Below are 21,379 nucleotides of genomic sequence, written 5' to 3'. Positions count from 1 at the left end.
GGGGATAGAAACGATAAATGTTCTCGAGCTTTCCCCTCGATCAGCGTTTTTAATTCGATCTATAGTCTCTGTTCCTGAAAATGCTTACGGAACGTTCGATATGAGGCTTAAATCTGCCAGGTCCAATACGCGTTTTACACCCAGTCATCATGTTGAACGTGAAGTACATGACCTGTGCACCTGTAGCTCGCCGGATATACAGGACTTTCACGCGAGAATGATGCTTGATCTGTCTCGACGTGACGTCTATAGCGGTATCAAACCCAAAGGTGCACAACTTTCTGCAGTGCGCGCATCGAGTGCCTCAGGACAAGGTACAAACGCTGAATCCAGCGCGAGCACGCTGTTGCTCAAGAATCTTCGCTTATTCAACGGTAGCGCTGTGCTTGACGATAACGTCTGCATCCTGATCAAGGATGGCGTGATCGACTCACTGCTACCCGCCAATACAGAGGTTGAAGGCGCCGTGGTTATCGATTGCGGGCGAAGAGTGGTGATGCCGGGATTGATTGATGCCCATTGGCACACTACGTTAGCGGGCATCACGCAACTTGACGCGATGAGCGCAGACCCGGGCTATATCCATTTAGTCGCCGCCCGCGAAGCAGAAAGCACCTTGATGCGCGGCTTTACGACGGTTCGCGATCCTGGAGGACCTTCGTTCGCATTGAAGCGTGCCATTGATGAGGGTGTTATTGCAGGGCCTCGTATTTATCCTTCCGGCGCAATGATTTCACAGACCTCTGGCCACGGTGATTTCAGGATGCGATCAGAGATTCCCCGCAGCTCACTCAGACCACTGAGCGTGACTGAGCAACTGGGTGCTGCAGCCATAGCTGATGGCGATGCCGAAGTGCTCAGACGGGCCAGAGAACAGCTTATGCTTGGGGCATCACAGCTAAAATTGATGGCCGGTGGCGGCGTTGCGTCTACGTATGACCATCTCGATAGCACCCAGTTTATGGAGTCAGAATTAAGAATGGCGGTTGAAGCCGCTGCCGATTGGGGCACCTATGTGATGGTGCATGCGTACACGCCCAGAAGTATCCAGCGTGCCATTCGCGCCGGTGTGAAATCGATCGAGCATGGCCAACTGGCGGATGAAGAAACCGCGCGCATGATGGCAGACAACGATATCTGGTGGAGTCTTCAGCCTTTTTTGCAAGATGAAGATGCTAATGTTTATCCTGATCCTGTACGGCGTGAGCGCCAGCGCGTGGTGGCTGAGGGCACCGCGAGAGCCTATGAGTTTGCTCAGCGCTTCAATATAAAAACGGCCTGGGGGACTGATGTTTTATTTAATCCGCAAAAGACATCCACTCAGGGAAGACAGCTTGCAAAGTTGACCCGGTTTTACGCTGCACACGACGTCGTGAACATGGCAACAAAGATGAATGGGGAACTGTTGGGGCTGTCGAGAGCCCGCAATCCATACCCCGGTAAAATTGGCCGGATAGAAGCAGGTGCATTGGCTGATCTGTTGGTTGTCGAGGGAGATCCCACGGTGAGCCTGGGGTTTCTGGAGGCCCCGGATGCAACTATCAGCATGATTATGAAAGGCGGGAAAATATATAAGAAGAACTTCTAATCATCCATCATAAACAGAGAGAGTCTTCATGATCACACTTCACCACCTCAACGCGTCCCGATCACTGCGTATTCTTTGGCTGCTTGAAGAAATGGGAGAGCCTTACACCCTGATTCGCTATCAGCGTGATCCTGCCACTCATCTCGCCCCGGCCTCACTGAAAGACATTCACCCGCTAGGCAAGTCACCGGTGATTGAGCTGGACGGACAGGTGCTGGTTGAATCCGGCGCCATCGTCGAATACTTGATTCGCCGCTTTGCGCCCCGGCTGGAGCCCGCGTTCAGCTCACCAGACTATCTTCAGTACCTGCAATGGATTCATTTTGCAGAAAGCTCGGCGATGGTGCCGGTGCTACTCAAGCTGTTCACCCAGTTTGAAATCAATGCAGGGACTCAGCTCAAGTTCCTGGACGGCTATACCCGGACTGAGTTCGATAAAGTACTGGGGTTTCTGGACAGTACGCTTGCGAACAGAACCTTCATTGTGGGGGACACATTGTCAGGGGCTGACTTCATGCTGGCTTTTGTTGCCATCACGGTGGTCGAGCAGATGAAGTGCGGGGCGCAGTACCCACATCTGCAGGCTTACCTGCAACGTCTGGCAGCACTGGACAGCTGGAAGCGAGCATTGAAGCTTGAGCATGAACTCGACGAATAGTTGAGAGGCGGCTGGTCATAGGGGGGACGGAGAAGAGACTCTGGCCCCAGGTAGGCACGCAGATGTAACGCAGACACCTTGGTATCTGCGCATATCATCGCGTAGTTTCGGGAATTTCCCTCTATGACGGCAGGATCAACCCAGCGAGCGGTCTGACAACTGACCATCCACCAGGCGGTGAAGGCCCAGAGGGTTGGCGTTTTTCAATGCGTCAGGCAACAGGTTGTCGGGGTAGTTCTGGAAACACACCGGGCGCAGGAAACGATCGATCGCCAAGGTGCCCACTGAAGTGCCCCTGGCATCGGAGGTGGCGGGGTACGGACCGCCATGGACCATCGAATCGCAGACTTCCACGCCGGTCGGGTAACCATTTAGCAGGATGCGTCCGACTTTCTGCTCCAGCAGCGCAGTCAATTCGCCAAACTGATCAATGTCAGACACTTCGCCGATCAAGGTGGCCGTCAGTTGGCCATGCAAGCTGTTTATCGCGGCGCTGAGCTGAGCCTGGTCCTCAACTTCAACCACCACAGTGCTTGGCCCGAAGACTTCATCCTGTAACACCTCATCCCCTTCAAGCAATAGGCTGACATCAGCCTTGAACAGCTGCGGCCAAGCCTGATTGCCCTGCTGCGCTTGCCCGGCCAGGCGTTGGATAGCGTCATGGGCAAGCAGCTTATCCAGGCCTTGGCCGTAGCTGCGCAATGTGCCGGGGTTAAGCATGGTCTGCGCGGGTTGCTCGCTGATCTGCCCGGCCAGCTGTTCAATAAAAGTCGTGAACGCAGCCGAGCGCAGGCCAATGACCAGCCCAGGATTGGTACAGAACTGCCCGCAACCCTGCACAACCGAGGCGGAAAGTTCGCGGGCGATAGTGGCGCCGCGTACGACAAGGGCCTGGGGCAGGACGATCACCGGGTTGATACTGGACATCTCGGCAAACACAGGGATAGGCCGCGGGCGTGCCGCCGCCATGTCACACAACGCGCGGCCGCCCTTGAGCGAGCCGGTAAAACCTACGGCATGAATCGCCGGATGCTTGACCAGTGCCTCACCAACGCCGGCGCCGTAGATCATGTTAAAGACTCCGGCAGGCATGCCGGTGCGTTCGGCGGCACGCATCAAGGCATCGGCGACCCATTCTGCAGTAGCCATGTGCCCGCTATGGGCCTTGAACACTACCGGGCAGCCGGCTGCCAACGCCGAGGCGGTGTCACCACCCGCTGTGGAGAACGCCAAAGGAAAGTTGCTGGCGCCAAACACCGCCACTGGCCCCAGGCCAATGCGGTACTGGCGCAAGTCGGGACGAGGCAGCGGAGTGCGATCCGGTAGTGCCTGATCGATGCGTGCGCCATAAAAATCACCACGGCGCAGCACCTTGGCGAACAAGCGCATTTGTCCGCTGGTGCGTCCACGCTCACCCAGAATACGACCCGCAGGCAATGCAGTTTCCCGGCAGACAACCGCCACGAAGTCATCATCCAGGGCATCCAGCTCATCGGCAATCGCGTCCAGGAACCTGGCGCGGCGTTCCGCACTCAACGCGCGGTATGCCGGGTATGCCGACGCGGCAGCTGTGGCTGCGTGGTCAACTTCCTCGGGGGTGGCCTGGTGAAAGTCGTAGGCGAGGGCCTCGCCGGTACTGGCGTCGACACTCTTGACGATGACGCTGCCCAGGGCGCTGCGTTGGCCACCGATGTAGTTGTGACCGAGAATCTGAGTCATTGAGGGTCTCCTTTAAAGTGTGCTCATGCCGCCGGGCGCGAACACCCCATCGACCGGGGTGATACCGTTGATCAATGGCGCGCCGAAATCGGCCTGGCTGATCTCGAAGCGGTCACCCGGCTGTGTGCGAATGCCGTCGGCGAACGACAAGGTCGCCGTGCCGAAAAAGTGGATGTGCACATCACCTGGACGCAGAAAATGGCTGTACTTGAAGTGATGATATTCAAGGTTTTCCAGACTGTGGCACATGTTGGCTTCGCCACTCAAAAACTCGTTTTCCCACAGCACCTCGTCATCGCGCAGGATCCGGCTGCAGCCCGACAAATGCTGGGGCAATGCACCGACCCGCAGTTCAGGGCCAAAAGAGCAGCTGCGCAATTTGGAATGAGCCAGGTACAGGTAGTTTTTGCGTTCCATCACGTGATCGGAGAATTCATTACCCACCGCGAAACCCAGTCGATAGGGTTTCGCGTCATGGCCGATGACATACAGGCCGCCGATTTCCGGCTCCTCGCCTGCGTCTTCGGCATACGGTGGCAGTGGGAATGCAGCTCCAGGCCGTACGACGATGCTGCCATCGCCCTTGTAGAACCATTCCGGTTGCACGCCCGCCTGACCGGCGGCGGGCTTTCCGCCTTCCACACCCCATTTGAAAATTTTCATGGTGTCGGTCAAAGCCGCTTCGTCACCAGCCTGCTGGTGCATTTTATCTCGCGCAGAGGCACTACCCAGGTGGGTCAGGCCCGTACCGCTAATCAGCATATGGGCCGGGTCCGGATGATCCAGAGGAGGCAGGATGCGCAACTCGGCCAATAACGCCGGGTAGTCATGGGCAATGCCCAGACCGCGCTGGTCGACCTGCTGTGCCAGGCTCACACCCGCTTCGATGGCGGCGAGGGCCAAATCACGCACGCTGTTGGCACCCAGCACTTCACGTACCAGATCACCGTCTACCAGGCCGACGCGGCGCTCGCCGGTGTTGAGTTCAAATTGTACTAATCGCATATGAGGTGTCCCTTGATTAAAGATGAGTCGCCGCACGGGCGCTGGCGGCAAATTCGCTCGACTGCAGCACGTGTTTACGTTCGAGGGTGCGATACACCACGAGCGTCAGGAGTAGCCCGAACAGCATCACCCCGGACAGAAAGTACAAACCCGAGGCCAGGTTGCCGGTGTATTCCTTGAGCGCACCGATCACAAACGGTCCGATGTAGCCACCCAGGTTGCCCACCGAGTTGATCAGGGCAATGCCAGCGGCGGCACTGGCACCGGCGAAGAAGCGTCCCGGCAATGTCCAGAAGATGGCGGTACAGGAAAACAACGAAAACGCCACCAGGCTCAAGGCCGCCAGTTGCAGCATCGGAGCCGTCAGCCAGGCGCTGAAGAACAGGCCAGTGGCGCCCAGCACATAGAGCACTGCCAAGTGTCCATAGCGATCATTGAGGCGGTCGGAACTGCGAGGAATGATAAGCAAGCCGATAATGCCGAATACATAGGGCACTGAAGACACGAACCCGGTGCTCAGGTCACTGCCGCCAAACTGTTTTATCAACGTAGGCAGCCACAACCCCAGTCCGTAAATACTCAGGGTGACGGGCAGATAGAACAGGGCAAGCAGCAACACGCGCTTGTCTTTCAACGCATGCAACGGGTTGCCATGGCGGGTTTGGCCGTAAGCCTGCAAGTCCTTTTCCAGCTCGCCTTGCAGCCAGTCCTTCTCACCCTGATCCATCCACTTGACCTGCTGTGGACCGTCCGGCAAGTAACGCAGTACGGGCCAGGTCAACAGAATGGCGGGCATGCCGATCACAATGAACAGCCATTGCCAGCCATGCAGACCTAGAATGCCATCCATGCCAAGCAAGCCGCCGGACACGGGCCCGGTGATCATCATTGCGATAGGTTGCGACAGGATAAACAGGCCCAGGATCTTGCCGCGATGACGGACCGGAAACCATTGGGTGATGTAGTACAGCACGCCAGGAAAGAATCCCGCTTCGGCGACCCCCAACAGGAAGCGCATGACATAGAAGCTGTGCGGTCCCTGTACAAAGGCCATGCCAATGGTGATGGCGCCCCAGGTGACCATGATCCGCGCAAACCAGCGCCGGGCGCCGAAACGCTCGAGCATCAGGTTGCTGGGGATTTCCATCAGGAAATAACCAATGAAAAACAGCCCGGCGCCAAGGCCATAGGCTGCATCGCCAATGCCGATATCAGCGCCCATGTGCAGCTTGGCAAAGCCCACTGCCGAACGATCTACGTAAGCAATCAGGTACAGCAGGATCAGGAACGGAATGAGTTTAAGCGTAATGCGACGAATAAGCCGGAGTTCCTGGCTCATGAGACGGTCTCCCATTGTTTTTGTTATGGCACCTCTGGAGTGGCCTCAAGCGGGTTTTCGCCAGGATCAACTCTCAGTGAAAACGACTATATAGTATTACTATTTAACCAACAACTCTTCCACAATGGCTTTTTTACGGCTAATTTAGCGGCACGAAAAATAATTAGTCATACAATAAGAGCCCTCCATCATGTCAGACAAATTTCCTCCCCTGCGTTCTGCCCAATGGTTTGGCAGCGCTGATAAAAACGGTTTCATGTACCGCAGCTGGATGAAGAACCAGGGCATTGCCGATCATCAGTTCCAGGGCAAGCCCATCATCGGTATCTGCAACACTTGGTCGGAACTGACGCCTTGCAATGCTCACTTTCGGACCATCGCCGAGCACGTCAAACGCGGTGTCATTGAGGCCGGTGGCTTTCCGGTCGAGTTCCCGGTGTTTTCCAACGGCGAATCCAATCTGCGACCTACCGCCATGCTGACGCGCAATCTGGCGAGCATGGATGTGGAAGAAGCCATTCGCGGTAACCCGATCGATGGAGTGGTGCTATTGACCGGCTGCGACAAAACTACCCCGGCGCTGTTGATGGGCGCTGCCAGCTGTGACGTCCCGGCCATTGTGGTTACCGGTGGACCGATGCTGAACGGCAAGCACAAAGGCAAGGACATCGGCGCCGGCACCATCGTCTGGCAGATGCACGAGTCCTACAAAGCCGGCACCATCAGCCTCGACGAATTCCTCTCGGCCGAGGCCGGGATGTCGCGCTCGGCGGGCACCTGCAACACCATGGGCACGGCCTCGACTATGGCCTGCATGGCTGAAGCCCTGGGCACCTCGCTGCCTCATAACGCGGCCATCCCGGCGGTGGATTCGCGCCGCTACGTGCTGGCCCATATGTCGGGCATGCGTGCCGTCGAGATGGTCCGCGAGGATTTGCGCCTGTCCAAGGTGTTGACCCGGGAAGCCTTTGAAAATGCCATCAGGGTCAATGCCGCTATTGGCGGTTCGACCAACGCCGTGATTCACCTAAAGGCCATCGCCGGGCGGATAGGCGTGGATCTGGAGCTGGATGATTGGACCCGCATAGGGCAGGGCACCCCGACCCTGGTGGACTTGCAGCCTTCGGGACGCTTCCTGATGGAAGAGTTCTACTATGCCGGGGGCCTGCCGGCCGTGCTGCGGCGCCTGGGTGAGAACGGCCTGATTCCGAATCCGCAAGCGTTGACCGTCAACGGCAAAAGTTTGTGGGAGAACGTTAAAAACTCACCGATCTATGGTGACGACGAAGTCATCCGGGCAATCGATAACCCGCTGGTCGCCGACGGCGGGATCTGTGTATTGCGGGGCAACCTGGCGCCTCTGGGTGCGGTACTCAAGCCATCCGCTGCGACCCCGGCCCTGATGAAGCATCGCGGACAGGCCGTGGTATTCGAGAACTTCGACATGTACAAGGCCCGCATCAATGACCCTGAGCTGGCGGTCACTGCCGACTCGATTCTGGTGATGAAGAACTGTGGTCCAAAGGGTTACCCGGGCATGGCCGAAGTCGGCAACATGGGTCTACCCGCCAAGCTGCTGGCTCAGGGCGTGACCGATATGGTGCGCATTTCCGATGCCCGCATGAGCGGAACGGCGTACGGCACAGTGGTGCTGCACGTGGCTCCGGAAGCCGCAGCCGGCGGGCCACTGGCGGTCGTGCAGGAAGGTGACTGGATTGAACTGGATTGTGTCAGTGGACGCTTGCACCTGGATATCTCCGATGCCGAACTGACCGCCCGCCTGGCCGATATCGAACCGCCAAAAAACCTGTTGATTGGCGGCTATCGCCAACTCTACATCGACCATGTCATGCAGGCCGACCAAGGCTGCGATTTCGATTTTTTGGTGGGCTGCCGAGGATCGGAAGTACCTCGTCACTCCCACTAAGTTTCGACACCCGCAAAGCGAGCCCGCATGACAATCAGAGCAGGCGCAATTCAACCCGCGCCTGCTATGATCCGCGCTTTCAACCGAAAGGATCGACCAGCGCCCCATGGATTATCGTCAGCCCTCCGACCGCAAAAGCATGCATACGCGCATCGTTCAGGAACTCGGCCTGCAGATTGTCTCCGGGCGCTTCAAATCCGACGACAAACTGCCGGCCGAAGCATTGCTCTGTACAGAATATGCGGTCAGCCGCCCGGTATTGCGCGAAGCCACCCGGGTCCTGGTTGCCAAAGGCCTGGTGTACTCCAAGCCGCGCGTGGGTACCGTGGTCAAACCGCGCCGCGAGTGGCACATGCTCGACCCTGATGTGTTGCACTGGTTGCTGCAGGCCTCACCCCAAAATGAATTTTTTGGCTTGCTGACCACTGTGCGCAGCATTATTGAGCCCGCGGTGGCAGCTCTCGCAGCCCAGCATGCAACTGCAGAAGATGTGGCATCGATTCATGAAGCCTACCAACGCATGGAAAGCGCTTCCAGCCCTGAAGAACTACTGCAACCCGACCTGGACTTTCACAGCCGGATTGCCGACGCAACCCATAACGACTTACTGGCCAACTTGTGCAACATGCTGTCATTGGCCTTGCGCGAAGCCATGAAGCACTCCAACCGGCGACCCAACCTGCACGAGCTTGCACTGCCACGGCACAAGGCAATTTTGACCGCGATCGAAAGTCGCGACGCTTTGGGCGCGCGTCAGGCCACACTGGTACAGCTCGAAGACGCGCGCATGGCGCTGGATGTGGTGTTGAGCCAGGGGTGAGGGCGGTAGATACCAGCGAGCCTGGTTCGACCTGGAACGGTGCCCAACCAAGGGCCATGCGCTGTACTTGACTGCGCACACTCGTAGCGTTGAGTGTTTTTACCCCGACAGCATTTGACCGAACCGATAGAGGTCGAGCAGGGCGCTGCCTGGGCGCCGATAGTGTCTTTTCATCAGGCCAGATTACAGTTTCTAGGGCAGGGCTGGATCGTCCTGGTTCAAACCCTGGACTTCACAAAGCTTCACATTTGCACGGCGGGAAAGCTGGGGGATATGGGTTAGCATCGCGGCGCAGCCTTGGGGCGCAAGCGTGGTAACAACAACGGCTTAAAACGGCTCACAACCGTTTGAAGACCGGGATCCCGGTAAAAAGGTCTCTTTATTGTGTCTAATGGCAACTCAAACCGTTGGTTAGTCCTCATGTCGGTCATTCTGGCTTTTATGCCGATTGTCCTGGATTACACCATTCTTCATGTCGCGGTTCCGTCACTGACCCTTGCGTTGCAAGCAACGGGCACCGAGATTCTGTGGATCATCGACATCTACCCGTTGTTGATGGCCAGCCTGCTGATTCCCATGGGCACGCTTGCGGACAGGGTCGGCCATCGCCGAATGCTGCTGGCCGGGCTGGGTATCTTCTGCGCAGGTTCGGTATTGGCCGCCTTTTCTCCCAATGTCGGATCGTTGATCGGGGCACGGGCGTTCATGGCCTTCGGCGGCGCCATGGTCATGCCCAGCGTCCTCGCGATTATTCGACAAACCTTTGAAGATCAGAGCGATCAAGCAGTAGCGCTGGGTATCTGGGGCGCTGTTGCCTCCACCGGAGCCGCCATCGGGCCATTGGTCGGTGGCGCATTGCTTGAGCATTTCTGGTGGGGGTCGGTGTTCCTGATCAATGTGCCCGTGATGCTGCTGGTCATACCCTTGGTGATCGCCTACATCCCGCGACGAAGTGTGGTCGGCGATGGAAACTGGACCATCGGACAGTCCTTGATTCTGATCCTGGGTGTCATGGCAAGTGTTTACGCCCTCAAATCGGGCTTCAAAACCAACAGCTCTGTTTTCGTAACCGGTGCCTGTTTTGTCTTCGGAGCACTGATGCTTGTCTGGTTTGTACGCAAGCAGCTTCACACCACGACCCCGATGCTGGATCTGAGCCTATTTTCCATTCCGGCGGTCAGCACCGGTATCGTCATGGCCCTGGTAACCATGGGTGCGCTTGCCGGGTTCGAATTGCTGCTGGCTCAAGAACTGCAGTTCGTCATGGGGCGTACCCCCCTGGAGGCCGGTATTTTCATGATGCCGCTGATGATTGCGGCTGCAATCGGTGGGCCTCTTGCCGGGGTCATCCTGAAGGCGATTGGCCTGCGGTGGGTTGCGAGTTGCTCGTTGCTGGTGTCAGCGGCAAGTCTGGTCGGGTTGGCCCAGATACACCTGGGCAGCGGCGGGGTAGCCGTTATTGTGATGCTGGTGGCACTGGGGCTTTCCCTGAGCATTGGTTTGACCGCCTCGTCAGTGGAGATCATGAACAGTATTCCTATGGAGAAAGCGGGCTCTGCCGGAGCCCTTGAGGCCACGAGTTACGACCTTGGCACCGGATTGGGCATAACCGTTTTCGGTATTCTTCTCGTATCCACCTATGAAAAATCCATACAGCTGCCTGACGGCATTCCATCTGCCATGGCCGAGACAGCCGTCCGGTCTATTGGTGAAACGATGATTGCGGCCAAAACACTTGGAGGCATTCAAGGCCAGCAGCTTGCTGCAGCCGGGCAAAAAGCTTTTAGTGCCTCCCACAGCATGGTTTTACTGACGGCGGCTGCACTGGTCGGCGCATTGAGCCTGTTGGTCTGGTTTGTGTTGAAGCACCACAAAAGCAAATAGGGTCATGCCCGTGCAGGCAGTTGAAAAAACTTGCCTGCACGGGAACAAAAGCTCTTCTGTTTACCCAGGTCGGCAATTGGGTGATCTCCCGAGTGTGCAAGCAAATCGCCGATTGGCAGCGGGCAGGTGAGGAGGGCACTCAGGTGACGGTCAACGCCTCCTGCCAGCAGACAGCTGATGAGACCTTCTCTAGATTCTCAGGTGACGAATGAGATTAATTTGACGACTCCCAGTTCGAATCTGAAAAGCCAATCAATAACGGGTTGTGCCAAATTACAATAGCTGTAGCTGCAGTTAAATTGCTGTATTGCTGGCGTCAAGTGATAGTGAGTTTGCACGAATAAGGGAGTGACCAGCAAAGCAATAGCAACACCCGCCACTGCATAAACCCTTATCTTTAGCCAGCTACCACCAGCCAATCCAAATACTTCACCTATGAAAACCAAGATGCTTAAGATCAGACTGAAAATGGTCGTGGCCAACACAACAGGTACAACGACAGTATTATTTACTCTTCGCAAATCGTAGTGGGCAGTATCAAATTCCCTTACAAAGCCTTCATATATCCAGTTATCTTTGGGCAGTCCCCATGGTTGCTGCTTGACTTGCGCGTCAACAGCATCATTGAAGTACAGTGCCATAAGGTCTTTGCCTCTGGTCTTGTCCCCTGTCACGAAAAGGGGGTCCTCAACCAAATAAAACATATTGACACTGAATAGCTTCGACTCAATTGTGCGAATGTTATCGCCGGAATATTCAGGGATGAGTACGTTTTTATAGCCGTTATCGCGCCACGCAAGACGTTGCACATAATAGGTGGAAATAGCGCGCTTGGCGGCGGCGGGGTACTTCTCAACCAAAGAAGTGCCAATATGAGATACCACAGCATTCTGGACGCCCCCCAAAACAAATCCAGATATTATGGCGGTAGCGATGATTGAATACAGGGCCTTTTCCAAATTAAACTCAAATTTAGACGCTACATATGCGGCAATCACAGCGCCAAGAATCGAAAACGTAACAAAGCCACCCAAGTCTGATTTCTTGGACACTGACTGGCTCCAGTCATACATCCTTAGACTGAGCAATTCCTCGACGCCAGAGACAGCAGAGTGATCGCTAAGTGTGTGGATCAAGTGCAAATTAATAAACATACCGAAAAGTGCAGCAACTGAAATTATAATTTTTGGCAGGGTTTTGATCATGCAATCTCAATCCTTAGTGATCGACTTGACTAGCGTGCTTATGGGTTTAGTGATTCTAGCAAGAATTGGCAGGTTTAATGGCGCTGTCGCGCTATCTCGATGACGGCGGCGTACCCATTTTGAAGGACGTCCTCATGCGCCTGTCGACTCAGCGGGCAAGTGAGAATGCGGAGCTGCTGCCGCATCATAGGGTGCCCCGATAACCAGGCAAGGTGTTTGAGCAAATAGTAGTGGGCTAGAATGCCGAATGCTTAGACCTCAAGGACGCGCGATGATATTGCAACACAGGCCAGTGAAGGCAGATGACATCAAAACTATCTGTAGCTTTCCCCTTAACGCTCAGGAACTATTTTATATGTTCCCGAAAGCTCAATACCCCCTGACTGAAGCTCAGCTGTCTAACGCTATTACTCAACGATTCGACTCGACGGTTGTCGAAGCGGGGAATAGCGTCGTCGGTTTTGCTAACTTTTATCGGGCTGAAACGAGTGGAGTTTGCTGTATCGGCAATGTCATCGTTGCCCAAGAGGCACGAGGTAAAGGTGTGGCGACCTTCATCGTGGAGACGATGACTGCTCTGGCGTTCGACCGCTATGACGCCACAGAGGTGCAGATCTCGTGCTTCAATGAAAATACAGCAGGCTTGCTGCTATATCCAAAACTAGGCTTCTTGCCCTTTGCTGTCGAAGAGAGAAGTTCTCTGGATAGTCGTAGATCAGCACTCATCCATATGACCCGCAGCAGAGCGGCCCGACCATAGCCTCACCTTGAAAGCCCGGTTAATGCAGCTGCTTTAGGTATTCATCTCCCAACAGTCTCAATTGTGAGGCTCGGGGGTCTCTAGAGAATCCGCGGCTATTCAACGCCAGAATCGACTCGAAGTGGCAGACCAAGATGACGCCATCCAAATGAGCGTCTCGACTTTGGGCATAGGTATAGAAAGCCTGGACCGCAGGCAGATGTGCCGCCGCCGATAGTAAGCGCGGTGCCTGAGTTTGAGTCGGACGTAGATGAACAGAACGCGTATGGGCAACGGCTCCGGGTTAGCAGCGTGCACGAGCAGCGGAACACGCTGACCTGAAGAAAAGCGGCACTGAATCAGCTTCATCGGCAGCCACCTCATCGAAGTCTATGGTCCGTTGGGAGAGTGGACGTCAAAAGCGGATTTGTCGATTCAGTACCTTATGAACTTCATGAACATTTCTACCATGGCACATGATTTTACTTATGGGCGATGTCAGATGCTCATAAGCGGCTCATGAGCCTGAAATTACTGGCTAACCGCTCTAGAAATTAACGCGCCTGTTCATCGATTGATGTCCATAGACCTAGTTTTCTCCGCCGTCCTTACCCTCGTCGCCCCAACCTCTGACGGTCACAGTCCAGTTGCTTCGTCCACGCAACCTAAACGAACATCGCTGACAGCAATAGATTGCAGCGGTGCGCCCCTCCGGTTGACGTACCGCTTTTGCCTGTCTGCCCGTCCCCGACGGTAAGATCTCCATCAACACAGAGATTTTTTGTAGGGGACACAGGAAAAGCGGTACAAGGGCACCGGCAATCTAAGGACGACTAGTGAGCTTTAACTAGGAGTCCGTGCTGTATTTGAACCTATTGCTTGGTACATATTCTCTGCGCTGCATTAGGTTCACGATTTTGACGCTCTCGCTATGCTTGATGTATTTATATGTGAAGTATCTTGCAACTTTATCTTCATGAGTGGAGAGCACGATTTGCTTGTCTTGGAAGTCGTTGCGTAACAGCTCGACCAATGAAGACATGTTGATGTCATCCATCGTCTGGACTGGATCATCGATTAAGATGGTTCCGAATTTTTTGGAATAAACACGGTGCAATGCTAACGTCAATGCGATTACAACAGCAGAAATTTGCCCTGAACTCATTGTATTCAGAATGTCGTGGTCGCTCTTCCAATCCGAGACTAGTCGCACATTTTTTAGCTCATCCTCACCTGTTGGATCTTTAATGAATATGCCGTGTCCTATTCCAGCTTGGTGGCTTTGGAGGATTTTTCCTGAGTAGATATAGAAGGGGATTTCAATATCTGTAATGAGATCCTTTCTATATTTTCTGATCTGAGATCTGACAATAGCAATGAGGTCTCCAGTGTCGGAGAGTGCTCGTTCAAGTAGCGAGTCATTTTTTTGAAGCTTTTGCAGCTCAACAGCATGCGCTCTCATGTCGTTGCCGTACTGTTCTTTTATGTAAGTTTCTTTCTGCGTGAGGAGATCTATCGGGTAGGTTGTTAGCCTTTCAGCGGTTTTGTTGAAATAATCTTTGAAGATACGGTCTAAAGTTGATGATGTATGGGTTTCGTAAAAGTTATCTGGTGCCGGCCCGATTAGCGCTCTTATTCTTTCGCACAATACATCTGTCGCTTCGGCAATGTATCTATCGCGAGCCCCGACGGGAAAGTCCTCAGCGAGGAGGTCTTCATGCTCAATGTTCTCGGTTATCAGCCATTGCCGTATATTTTTTAAGCGATCTTTAGATGCAAATGCCTCTGCAAGTTTGTTCAGGTCAGTCTGGCTAGGTTCTACATTTATTTCTAAGTAGACCTCGCAGGCGTTGAGCAAATCTGCTAGATGGTGCTTGGAGAAATTTTCCCGAGCAGCTACGGTTGCTTTATCTTTATCTGAAAGCTCACTACGAAGTAAGTCGCCATGTTTTTCGACAGCTGCTTTCAATGCGTCGTGAGTGTTATGGTCGTGACCACAGAAGAAACATGAAGTTTCGGTAGGGGTGACGTCTAAAGCGGGAGACAGTTTGGAGTGGTGGTTCAGGATTTCGGTGTAGACTGAACTTACACCCTTGTTTTTTGAAATTAAGGTGTTGAGTAATGTCAAGGCATCACGAAACTCAGCTCTACCAGGCAGCTTGAGCGCAGTGTAAAGATTTTCTAAGCGGGAATTTTTAAGTATGTCGCTAATGTCTTCCTGTTGAAGGATATCATATGAATTCTTAACTTCCTGATAGGTCTTGCTATAGTCTTGATAGCCATGGTAGTTCAGGTGTGTGTTAGCATAGCCTACGTAAAGCTCAAGCAGGTTGCGTTGGTGCAATGCTGACTGATAATGGCGATTTCTCAAGTAGAAGTCACTGTGGCTTACTAGCCATTTTATGGCTTCAATTTCGGCGAGAGATGCACTCAGCCTTTGTTCGGTCAGTTCGACTATTGTATCAAAATCCCAATAAGGGGAGGTGTTGTTCTCGGACAGCCAAGGGAACGCATACTGATGTGACTCTGTCGGCTCAGTTGTGATTGCCAACTCGGGATCGAGATGGTACAAGCGCTGAAGTTCAGAGATTCGATTAGTTATTGACTTTTTAGCGACGTTGATTTTCCTTTGTGCGCTGGTAAGTTTTTCTAGGTTTTCGTCAGCTTCACGCGTGTCTCCAAAAAGCTGCGCAAGCTCAGTTGCACGCTGAGTTTCATTGTTTGTTTTTAAGAACCTTGACGTTTCTTCTTGCTGCACATAATGGAATAGCAAAAAGTCTCTGGCAAAATCTTTGCTGTCAAAAAATTGTTCAAGAACATCTTTTTTTGCCGGCTCGGCACTGCCATCGATTATCTCATTGAGCTCCCACAGTTCTGCGAATCTCGCTATTCGCTTCGAGGGGCCGGTAATATTGCTTTTAAGTTTTCGTTGAAAAATTCTTGTGCCTGAGTTTTCGTCTTTGAACTCTAACAATATTTCAACCGAAGAAGCATTTCTATGTGCTACAACGATGTCTGCAGGGTTTTGGCGGTTATCCAAGGTGATGAGCCTGCTGATATTTCCAGTTAGCGCTAACTCGACGGCATCAAATACCGAAGTTTTACCATATCCATTCGGCCCATCCAACAGGATCAGCTTGTTCCCTTCGAAGTCAATAGAGTAAGGTTCGCCGCCGAAAATTTTAAAATTTACCAACGTAATTTTGGTCAAGAATATCATAGTTCGACACTCCAGACTTTCATCACTTCATCTAATATATTCTCATCATTCCATTCGGCTTCTATGGAAATGATTTCTTTGTAGATTGAATTAAGTCCAGGTGTGAGGTTATTTTCAATGTCTAATGCAAGATTGCTAAGCTTTTGCTCTTGAGGAGTATAGATTAGGAAGGGTAGTTTGAGGGTGGTCTTAAGAACTATCGAATACAGGCCCTTTGTGGAGCTTTGCTTGAATTCGAGGAAATTTTTGCCCCCATTAGCATTCAAGATGTTATTGATGACATCGTTGGTTATCTCTTCAAGCCCGTTGCTTGAAAGATAGGTCTGCAAGGCTAGCAATTCACCCGTGGAGTAGGTTAGGACATTTTTCTTGAAGTTGTAGGGGTCTTCTTCCAAAGAAAATATTGCTTCTTTACTGATTTTTATCGCTTCATGGCACACAATCATCGTGCAGTTCTTTTCAAAGAAGCGCTCAGTTTTGCCTGAGTTTCGAATTTTTTCAAAAATAGTTTGAGCTTTTTCTTCCAGAAGCAGCATGGCCACTTTATTGTCTTGCTCTTCGGCTCGGAGCGAGACGAAGTATTCTTGCTTGCTCTCGTCACTGGCTTTAAAAAGCGTGATCATAAAACCCGGCTCATCGAGATCGAGGTCAATCCGTTGATAGCCATTGTTAGAAATGATGTTATTTATCAGATTTATCATTTTGCTAGCTTAATCTTGGCTTTATTAAGTGAAATAACGCTAATGCTTTTGAATGTCTCTGTTCTTTTCAAGCGTTGATCAGCATCGATCTCTATTGGCGCTTCGGTATTTTTTTCAGCATCCGGGTAGAAAATGTGATCTATTTCTCCGCAATGAATCAAGTTTTCAATTTCGTATAAGAGTTCGGACAAGCAAGGGTTCGAGTGCATCTGCTTTGAGGTTAAATCAAACCGCCCATTGTTTGTAATAGTGGTGGGAAGAAAGTTTTGGAATGGGGGCGTGCTGGAACGATAGGTGAACTGATAGCGTGCGGCGTTTGGTGCAGAGCTGGCGATGTCTACAGAGTGTAGAATCTTGAGCAGGTAAAGACGTATGCCCTCATCGTTATAAGTGAAAGCGTTACTTGTGTTACTTGCATCATCCAGGAGCAGATGGGGTGAAAAGCTTCGATAATGCTCCCAGAGCTCACGAGGATGTAATGCAAGCAAAATGGCGCAAGCAGCCTGAAGATTACAGGGTTGATCATTGCCTGCGTCAGGATAATCTACTTCGTCACTCATGTATTGATCGATTTGATATGAGAATCTTTCCTTGAATTTGTATGCCAGATAGTCCTTGCTGATGTCTTCCAAGTCGGTCTCTAGTACGAAAATCAGCGAATCAATGCTTATCGAAAGTTTATTTTCTTTGGCTTTTGTTTTGTGGCGATCGATAATATGCCTGTCGATCATGCCGAGGTAGTGGTGAAAGGCCTTGTCAAGATGATCGTCGGTAACGATTTTATTGCGAGCTTGGAAGGCAAGACTGATTTGATTTTTTATTTTTTTGTTGATGTCGTCTAGGTCGCAATATTTTTTCTTGTCGTCATACTCGTAGCTCGCAACCCTGCTCAGGGCATCATTTTTTTGGATAAGAATCTCCTCTAAAATGGCGTACAGTTCATCCGCCGACTTAGTAGGAAATGCATAACGTAAAATCGCTGAGATTTTTGTTATTTTCTTTGAGTCTGAAGCCGCTTTCCCTATCGTCGTAGCGACTTTGTCAGCGCTATCTTGGTACTCATTATAAATGAAGATTAGGTCGTTTTTTATAGAGTCGATCAAAGAAGTGAAGTTGGGTCTGTTGTTGATGACCTTCCAAGTGTGGACGAAGCCAGAGACGGTTGGCTGTTTGTAGAGTTCAAGAGTAATTTCGATTAGCGCATTTGAGTATTTCTCGAAGGTACTCTTATTGTAAGCCTTCACTTGATGAATTGAGATCGATTCATCGTTTCTCTTGATTTCAAAGTCTTCTGTTGACTCAAGCATAAGGCTATATGCTGAGAGATCTGTGTCGGGAGTTTCTCTATTTATCAGGACTAAAGCATAATAAAGCGCTACTTTTCCCTGGTAGTTGAAACCACTCCAAGAGGGTGATGCATCGAAAGCCATTAACAAAATCTCCGGCACCAATGTCTGAATGAGTGCGCGGGTGGAGCTATCGAATGCTTGTGCCTCAGCGCCTCCCTACGCGAAACCCAATACTAGGCTAACTGGGTAGCATAATGCCATCTTTCGTGAGGGGATTTTAAGGTGTAGCACTACTACGCCTAGCCTGTCACCAAGCGTATCGAGATGAATCGCTCCGGGTTTCGTAGACACCTCTTTGCCTTAAACTGGACTGCCCCCGCCCTCATAGACATCTCCAGCCTATGCTTTGAGCATAGGAGGAAGTCTATGAGCACCCAACGATTCACGCCGGAATTCAAGGCTGAAGCAGTCAGGCAAGTTATCGAGCGCGGATATTCTGTTGCAGATATAGCCGAACGCCTCGGTGTATCAACCCACAGTCTCTACAAATGGGTCAAGGCTGTGACGCCTGATAAGACCGAAAAACAGGCCAGCGGACTACTCGAAGCCAAGAGCGAAATTTTGCGGTTGCGAGCCCAAATGAGACGGCTGGAAGAAGAGCGCGACATCTTAAAAAAAGCAGCGCGGTACTTTGCCTGTGAGCCCGAGTGAAATACCGCTTTATCAACGAGCACCGTCATCAGTACGCGATCACCACGCTGTGCCGGGTCTTACAAGTTGCTCGTGCCGGGTTCTATCAATGGCTGCACAAGCCGGTCTCTGCGCGCGAATATGATAATGCTCGGTTGTTAGGGCTGATTCGCGATTCTTATGCTGCCAGCCGAGGCGTCTACGGTGCTCGGCCGGTGTTTGTAGACTTGCGGGAGGCAGGTGAAACCTGCGGCAAGCACCGTGTGGCCAGGTTAATGCGCGCGCATAAAATCAAAGCCCTCAGGGGCTATAAAGCCCCGCGCCCGATTAAAGGCCGGCCCTCGATCATTGCCCCCAATCGGCTCAACCGGGCGTTTACGGTTGACGCCCCCAACAAGGTTTGGGTGACCGATATCACCTACATCCGGACGTGGCAGGGTTGGTTGTACTTGGCTGTCGTGCTGGATCTCTATGCGCGCAAAGTAGTTGGCTGGTCAATGAAACCGACGCTAGCCAAGGAGTTGGTGTTGGATGCCTTGCTGATGGCGGTTTGGCGCCGCAAACCCAAACACCGAGTACTCGTCCACTCCGACCAAGGCAGTCAATATGGCAGCGATGACTGGAAGCGGTTCTGCTTGGCCGACCAGTTGGAGCCCAGTATGAGTCGCCGGGGTAACTGCTGGGACAATGCCGTGGCCGAGTCCTTTTTCAGCAGCTTGAAAAAGAACGCATCCGCAAACGGATTTACAAAACCCGGGATATGGCCCGGGCCGATGTGTTCGATTACATTGAAGTGTTTTATAACCGAACACGTCGTCACAGCCATCTGGGCGGCGTCAGCCCTGAGGCCTTTGAAAGCGCCTCATTATGAGGCTGGAAATTGTCTATGGCGGCGGGGGCAGTCCATTTTAAGGCAAAGAGGTGTCTACGAAACCCGGGGCGATTCAAGATGCTGTTGCAGATGTGCCAATTCGGGCAACCAGATTATCGGCCTGGCGGCCGCTTTGGAGCCAGAGAGCGTAACCGTCCGGTAGCGCCAGAATCGCCTCGAAGTGACAGGCTAAGATAGCCTCATCGATATCCAGCTCCCGGTTTTTGGCATAGGTGTAGAAAGCCTGGATCGCGCGCAGATGTGCCGCCGCCGTATTGTAAGCGCGGTACCTGAGCTTGAGTTGAACGTAGATGAACGGAACGAGTATGGGCAACGGCTTAGCATTACCAGACTGCACGAGCAGCGGTACACGCTGACCTGAAGAGAAACGGCACTGAATCAGCTTCATCGGCAGCCAACTCATTGAATGACTCGCCATGAACACGAAGGACATGGCCCGTTAAGAGATTGGACGTCAGAAGCGGGTTTGTCGAATCAGTGCCTTACGAGGCTTAGGAACATTTCTGGGATAGCACCTCATTTAACATAATATACATTATGCGAAACAGCGTATTGGAATGTCAGGGCCAGTGGAGGCTGCTTTTCAACAGGCAGACTGGCATTATCGACCTCTGACCATGTGGCCCTCCCTTGAAGATGGCGCCTTAAGTGGCGCCACCCATTTTTGTTCCGAAAGCTTTGTAGTCCGTGCCTCTGCGAACAATCCTCACTCTCGGAGAACGTCATTTCAATGCTTTTTAATCTGGCGGAATAGGCCCTAACACATGGTATGACTACTTTTTGTTAGTACGGGACGCCGTAAGCCGCGTAGAAATGCTTCCAAGCGTCCTGGTAAGCGCCCATTTCGAGAATGTTGCCCCAGTGCGATAAAGAGCCCGAATGCACGACCTCTTTTAAAACTGGCTGAAACCTTTAAAAATGACCCCGTCTGTAGCTCAATGAAAACGATGGTTTGCGATTTTCTGAAACCTAAAAAGCGCTAGCAATATGTGCTTGGCCGCGTAGGTGCGATCGTTCGCATCAAAACGTTCCAATCTCATCGATCCGTACGCGAAGATCCAGAAAGATCGAATATCAGGGTAGCAACCCGGAAGCTACGTCTAGGTAGGCTAAAATTCGCTTACGCCATGAAGGCTAAGCTTGGTTGAGGGCATGCAACACCGGCGTGTGTTGCCTGGATAAACATTGGAGCGACCGACCGATATGTCTGCACAGAGAGATCCAAGCACGGAGAATAGCGATATATAGACGAAAGCAGCGTATCTGAAAGTCTATTCCAGACTGAAGCTTCGTAGAAGCTTCATTATAAAATCACTAACAGCTCTGGATTTCAAGAGCATTTCTTATGAGCTGACAACGGGTTGTTCAAGATGCCGCCCTCATTTTAAAAAGATTTTAAAAATGATCGAAACCTTTAAAACTGCCCAGGCCCACTAATTATGGCGGTTGCTGCAGTGCAGTCCGTATTATTAGGATGGTGCAGCTATAACACTTTTAAAAATGGCTGAATCTTTTAAAAGTGGCCTCTTAGGTTATGGTTGTAGTGAAGACCAAATCCTCTATCTAAAGCGCTATTGACGCCTCTCAATAGCTGGGTAGGTTGAGCGTAGAACCCTTACAGCTTGGGGCTTGTAGCCGTGCAGTCGGCGTTTCTCCGCCAGAGCTCGGTCAAAGCTGTCAATATATAACTAATTAGTCTTTAG

At 52.2% G+C, this 21,379-nt stretch carries 14 protein-coding genes and 1 pseudogene; 7 read left to right on the top strand and 8 right to left on the bottom strand.

The features are described 5' to 3' along the window. The first annotated feature begins 217 nt into the window (after positions 1-217). The gene (locus PPTH39_RS01770; protein ID WP_130871477.1) at positions 218-1,588 is read left to right on the top strand and encodes a metal-dependent hydrolase family protein; all 1,371 of its coding nucleotides are present in this window, start codon (positions 218-220) and stop codon (positions 1,586-1,588) included. 28 nt (positions 1,589-1,616) lie between these two features. Next, positions 1,617-2,246 (top strand): glutathione S-transferase family protein, encoded by a 630-nt coding sequence (locus tag PPTH39_RS01765; RefSeq protein ID WP_095000222.1) that lies wholly within the window; start codon positions 1,617-1,619, stop codon positions 2,244-2,246. A 135-nt stretch (positions 2,247-2,381) separates the two neighbouring features. Here PPTH39_RS01765 and PPTH39_RS01760 read toward each other — a convergent pair whose 3' ends face one another. From PPTH39_RS01760 to PPTH39_RS01750, 3 genes are read right to left on the bottom strand one after another with little or no spacing between them, the layout of a single operon-like run. After that, a complete protein-coding gene (locus tag PPTH39_RS01760; protein ID WP_095019924.1) occupies positions 2,382-3,965 on the bottom strand; it encodes an aldehyde dehydrogenase (NADP(+)) in 1,584 nt (527 codons plus the stop codon). A gap of 12 nt (positions 3,966-3,977) precedes the next feature. Beyond that, a complete protein-coding gene (gene araD1, locus PPTH39_RS01755) occupies positions 3,978-4,970 on the bottom strand; it encodes an AraD1 family protein (protein WP_095019923.1) in 993 nt (330 codons plus the stop codon). Positions 4,971-4,986: 16 nt separating this feature from the next. Further along, positions 4,987-6,309 carry an MFS transporter gene (locus tag PPTH39_RS01750; RefSeq protein ID WP_095019922.1) on the bottom strand — a complete coding sequence of 441 codons (1,323 nt, stop codon included), beginning with the start codon at positions 6,307-6,309 and terminating at the stop codon, positions 4,987-4,989. A 190-nt stretch (positions 6,310-6,499) separates the two neighbouring features. Here PPTH39_RS01750 and PPTH39_RS01745 point away from each other — a divergent pair, with 190 nt between their 5' ends. The 3 genes from PPTH39_RS01745 to PPTH39_RS01735 all read left to right on the top strand — a co-directional run bounded on the left by PPTH39_RS01745 (position 6,500) and on the right by PPTH39_RS01735 (position 10,940). Beyond that, the gene (locus PPTH39_RS01745; protein ID WP_130871476.1) at positions 6,500-8,236 is read left to right on the top strand and encodes an IlvD/Edd family dehydratase; all 1,737 of its coding nucleotides are present in this window, start codon (positions 6,500-6,502) and stop codon (positions 8,234-8,236) included. Positions 8,237-8,342: 106 nt separating this feature from the next. After that, entirely contained in the window at positions 8,343-9,056 is a 714-nt protein-coding gene (locus PPTH39_RS01740; protein WP_095019920.1) for a FadR/GntR family transcriptional regulator, read from the top strand. Between the two features lie 384 nt (positions 9,057-9,440). Beyond that, entirely contained in the window at positions 9,441-10,940 is a 1,500-nt protein-coding gene (locus tag PPTH39_RS01735) for an MFS transporter (RefSeq protein ID WP_332835827.1), read from the top strand. A 197-nt stretch (positions 10,941-11,137) separates the two neighbouring features. Here PPTH39_RS01735 and PPTH39_RS01730 read toward each other — a convergent pair whose 3' ends face one another. Further along, positions 11,138-12,145 (bottom strand): hypothetical protein, encoded by a 1,008-nt coding sequence (locus tag PPTH39_RS01730; RefSeq protein ID WP_095038796.1) that lies wholly within the window; start codon positions 12,143-12,145, stop codon positions 11,138-11,140. A gap of 271 nt (positions 12,146-12,416) precedes the next feature. Between PPTH39_RS01730 and PPTH39_RS01725 the strand changes: the two genes are divergently transcribed. Beyond that, positions 12,417-12,905: a GNAT family N-acetyltransferase gene (locus PPTH39_RS01725; RefSeq protein WP_095019918.1), complete on the top strand. Its 489-nt coding sequence runs from the start codon at positions 12,417-12,419 to the stop codon at positions 12,903-12,905. An 826-nt stretch (positions 12,906-13,731) separates the two neighbouring features. Here PPTH39_RS01725 and PPTH39_RS01715 read toward each other — a convergent pair. From PPTH39_RS01715 to PPTH39_RS01705, 3 genes are read right to left on the bottom strand one after another with little or no spacing between them, the layout of a single operon-like run. Next, complete coding sequence (locus PPTH39_RS01715; RefSeq protein ID WP_130871475.1) at positions 13,732-16,104, bottom strand: AAA family ATPase; 2,373 nt, start codon at positions 16,102-16,104, stop codon at positions 13,732-13,734. Next, the gene (locus PPTH39_RS01710; protein WP_130871474.1) at positions 16,101-16,805 is read right to left on the bottom strand and encodes an ABC-three component system middle component 1; all 705 of its coding nucleotides are present in this window, start codon (positions 16,803-16,805) and stop codon (positions 16,101-16,103) included. The genes PPTH39_RS01715 and PPTH39_RS01710 overlap by 4 nt, the downstream gene beginning before the upstream one ends. Beyond that, complete coding sequence (locus tag PPTH39_RS01705; RefSeq protein ID WP_130871473.1) at positions 16,802-18,235, bottom strand: ABC-three component system protein; 1,434 nt, start codon at positions 18,233-18,235, stop codon at positions 16,802-16,804. The genes PPTH39_RS01710 and PPTH39_RS01705 overlap by 4 nt, the downstream gene beginning before the upstream one ends. A 285-nt stretch (positions 18,236-18,520) precedes the next feature. On the opposite strand from PPTH39_RS01705, the pseudogene PPTH39_RS01695 reads away from it, so the two are divergent. Beyond that, positions 18,521-19,655, top strand: a pseudogene (locus tag PPTH39_RS01695) (IS3 family transposase). Between the two features lie 73 nt (positions 19,656-19,728). On the opposite strand, the gene PPTH39_RS01690 reads toward PPTH39_RS01695, so the two are convergent. Beyond that, positions 19,729-20,064 (bottom strand): hypothetical protein, encoded by a 336-nt coding sequence (locus PPTH39_RS01690; protein WP_130871471.1) that lies wholly within the window; start codon positions 20,062-20,064, stop codon positions 19,729-19,731. Positions 20,065-21,379: the final 1,315 nt, after the last annotated feature.

Origin of the sequence: Pseudomonas bubulae (assembly GCF_900618535.1) — a bacterium.
GTDB lineage: Bacteria > Pseudomonadota > Gammaproteobacteria > Pseudomonadales > Pseudomonadaceae > Aquipseudomonas > Aquipseudomonas bubulae.
The sequence above is the reverse complement of the archived record's forward strand: the minus strand, read 5'-3'. Positions and strand labels throughout refer to the sequence as shown.

Excerpts from the sequence above, each read along its gene's own strand:
- PPTH39_RS01710 (WP_130871474.1), bottom strand. The coding sequence starts at position 16,805 with ATGATAAATCTGATAAATAACATCATTTCTAACAATGGCTATCAACGG.
- PPTH39_RS01745 (WP_130871476.1), top strand. The coding sequence starts at position 6,500 with ATGTCAGACAAATTTCCTCCCCTGCGTTCTGCCCAATGGTTTGGCAGC.
- PPTH39_RS01740 (WP_095019920.1), top strand. The coding sequence starts at position 8,343 with ATGGATTATCGTCAGCCCTCCGACCGCAAAAGCATGCATACGCGCATC.
- PPTH39_RS01715 (WP_130871475.1), bottom strand. The coding sequence starts at position 16,104 with ATGATATTCTTGACCAAAATTACGTTGGTAAATTTTAAAATTTTCGGC.
- PPTH39_RS01770 (WP_130871477.1), top strand. The coding sequence starts at position 218 with ATGATGCTTGATCTGTCTCGACGTGACGTCTATAGCGGTATCAAACCC.
- PPTH39_RS01730 (WP_095038796.1), bottom strand. The coding sequence starts at position 12,145 with ATGATCAAAACCCTGCCAAAAATTATAATTTCAGTTGCTGCACTTTTC.
- PPTH39_RS01690 (WP_130871471.1), bottom strand. The coding sequence starts at position 20,064 with ATGAAGCTGATTCAGTGCCGTTTCTCTTCAGGTCAGCGTGTACCGCTG.
- PPTH39_RS01765 (WP_095000222.1), top strand. The coding sequence starts at position 1,617 with ATGATCACACTTCACCACCTCAACGCGTCCCGATCACTGCGTATTCTT.
- PPTH39_RS01705 (WP_130871473.1), bottom strand. The coding sequence starts at position 18,235 with ATGGCTTTCGATGCATCACCCTCTTGGAGTGGTTTCAACTACCAGGGA.
- araD1 (WP_095019923.1), bottom strand. The coding sequence starts at position 4,970 with ATGCGATTAGTACAATTTGAACTCAACACCGGCGAGCGCCGCGTCGGC.
- PPTH39_RS01760 (WP_095019924.1), bottom strand. The coding sequence starts at position 3,965 with ATGACTCAGATTCTCGGTCACAACTACATCGGTGGCCAACGCAGCGCC.
- PPTH39_RS01750 (WP_095019922.1), bottom strand. The coding sequence starts at position 6,309 with ATGAGCCAGGAACTCCGGCTTATTCGTCGCATTACGCTTAAACTCATT.
- PPTH39_RS01725 (WP_095019918.1), top strand. The coding sequence starts at position 12,417 with ATGATATTGCAACACAGGCCAGTGAAGGCAGATGACATCAAAACTATC.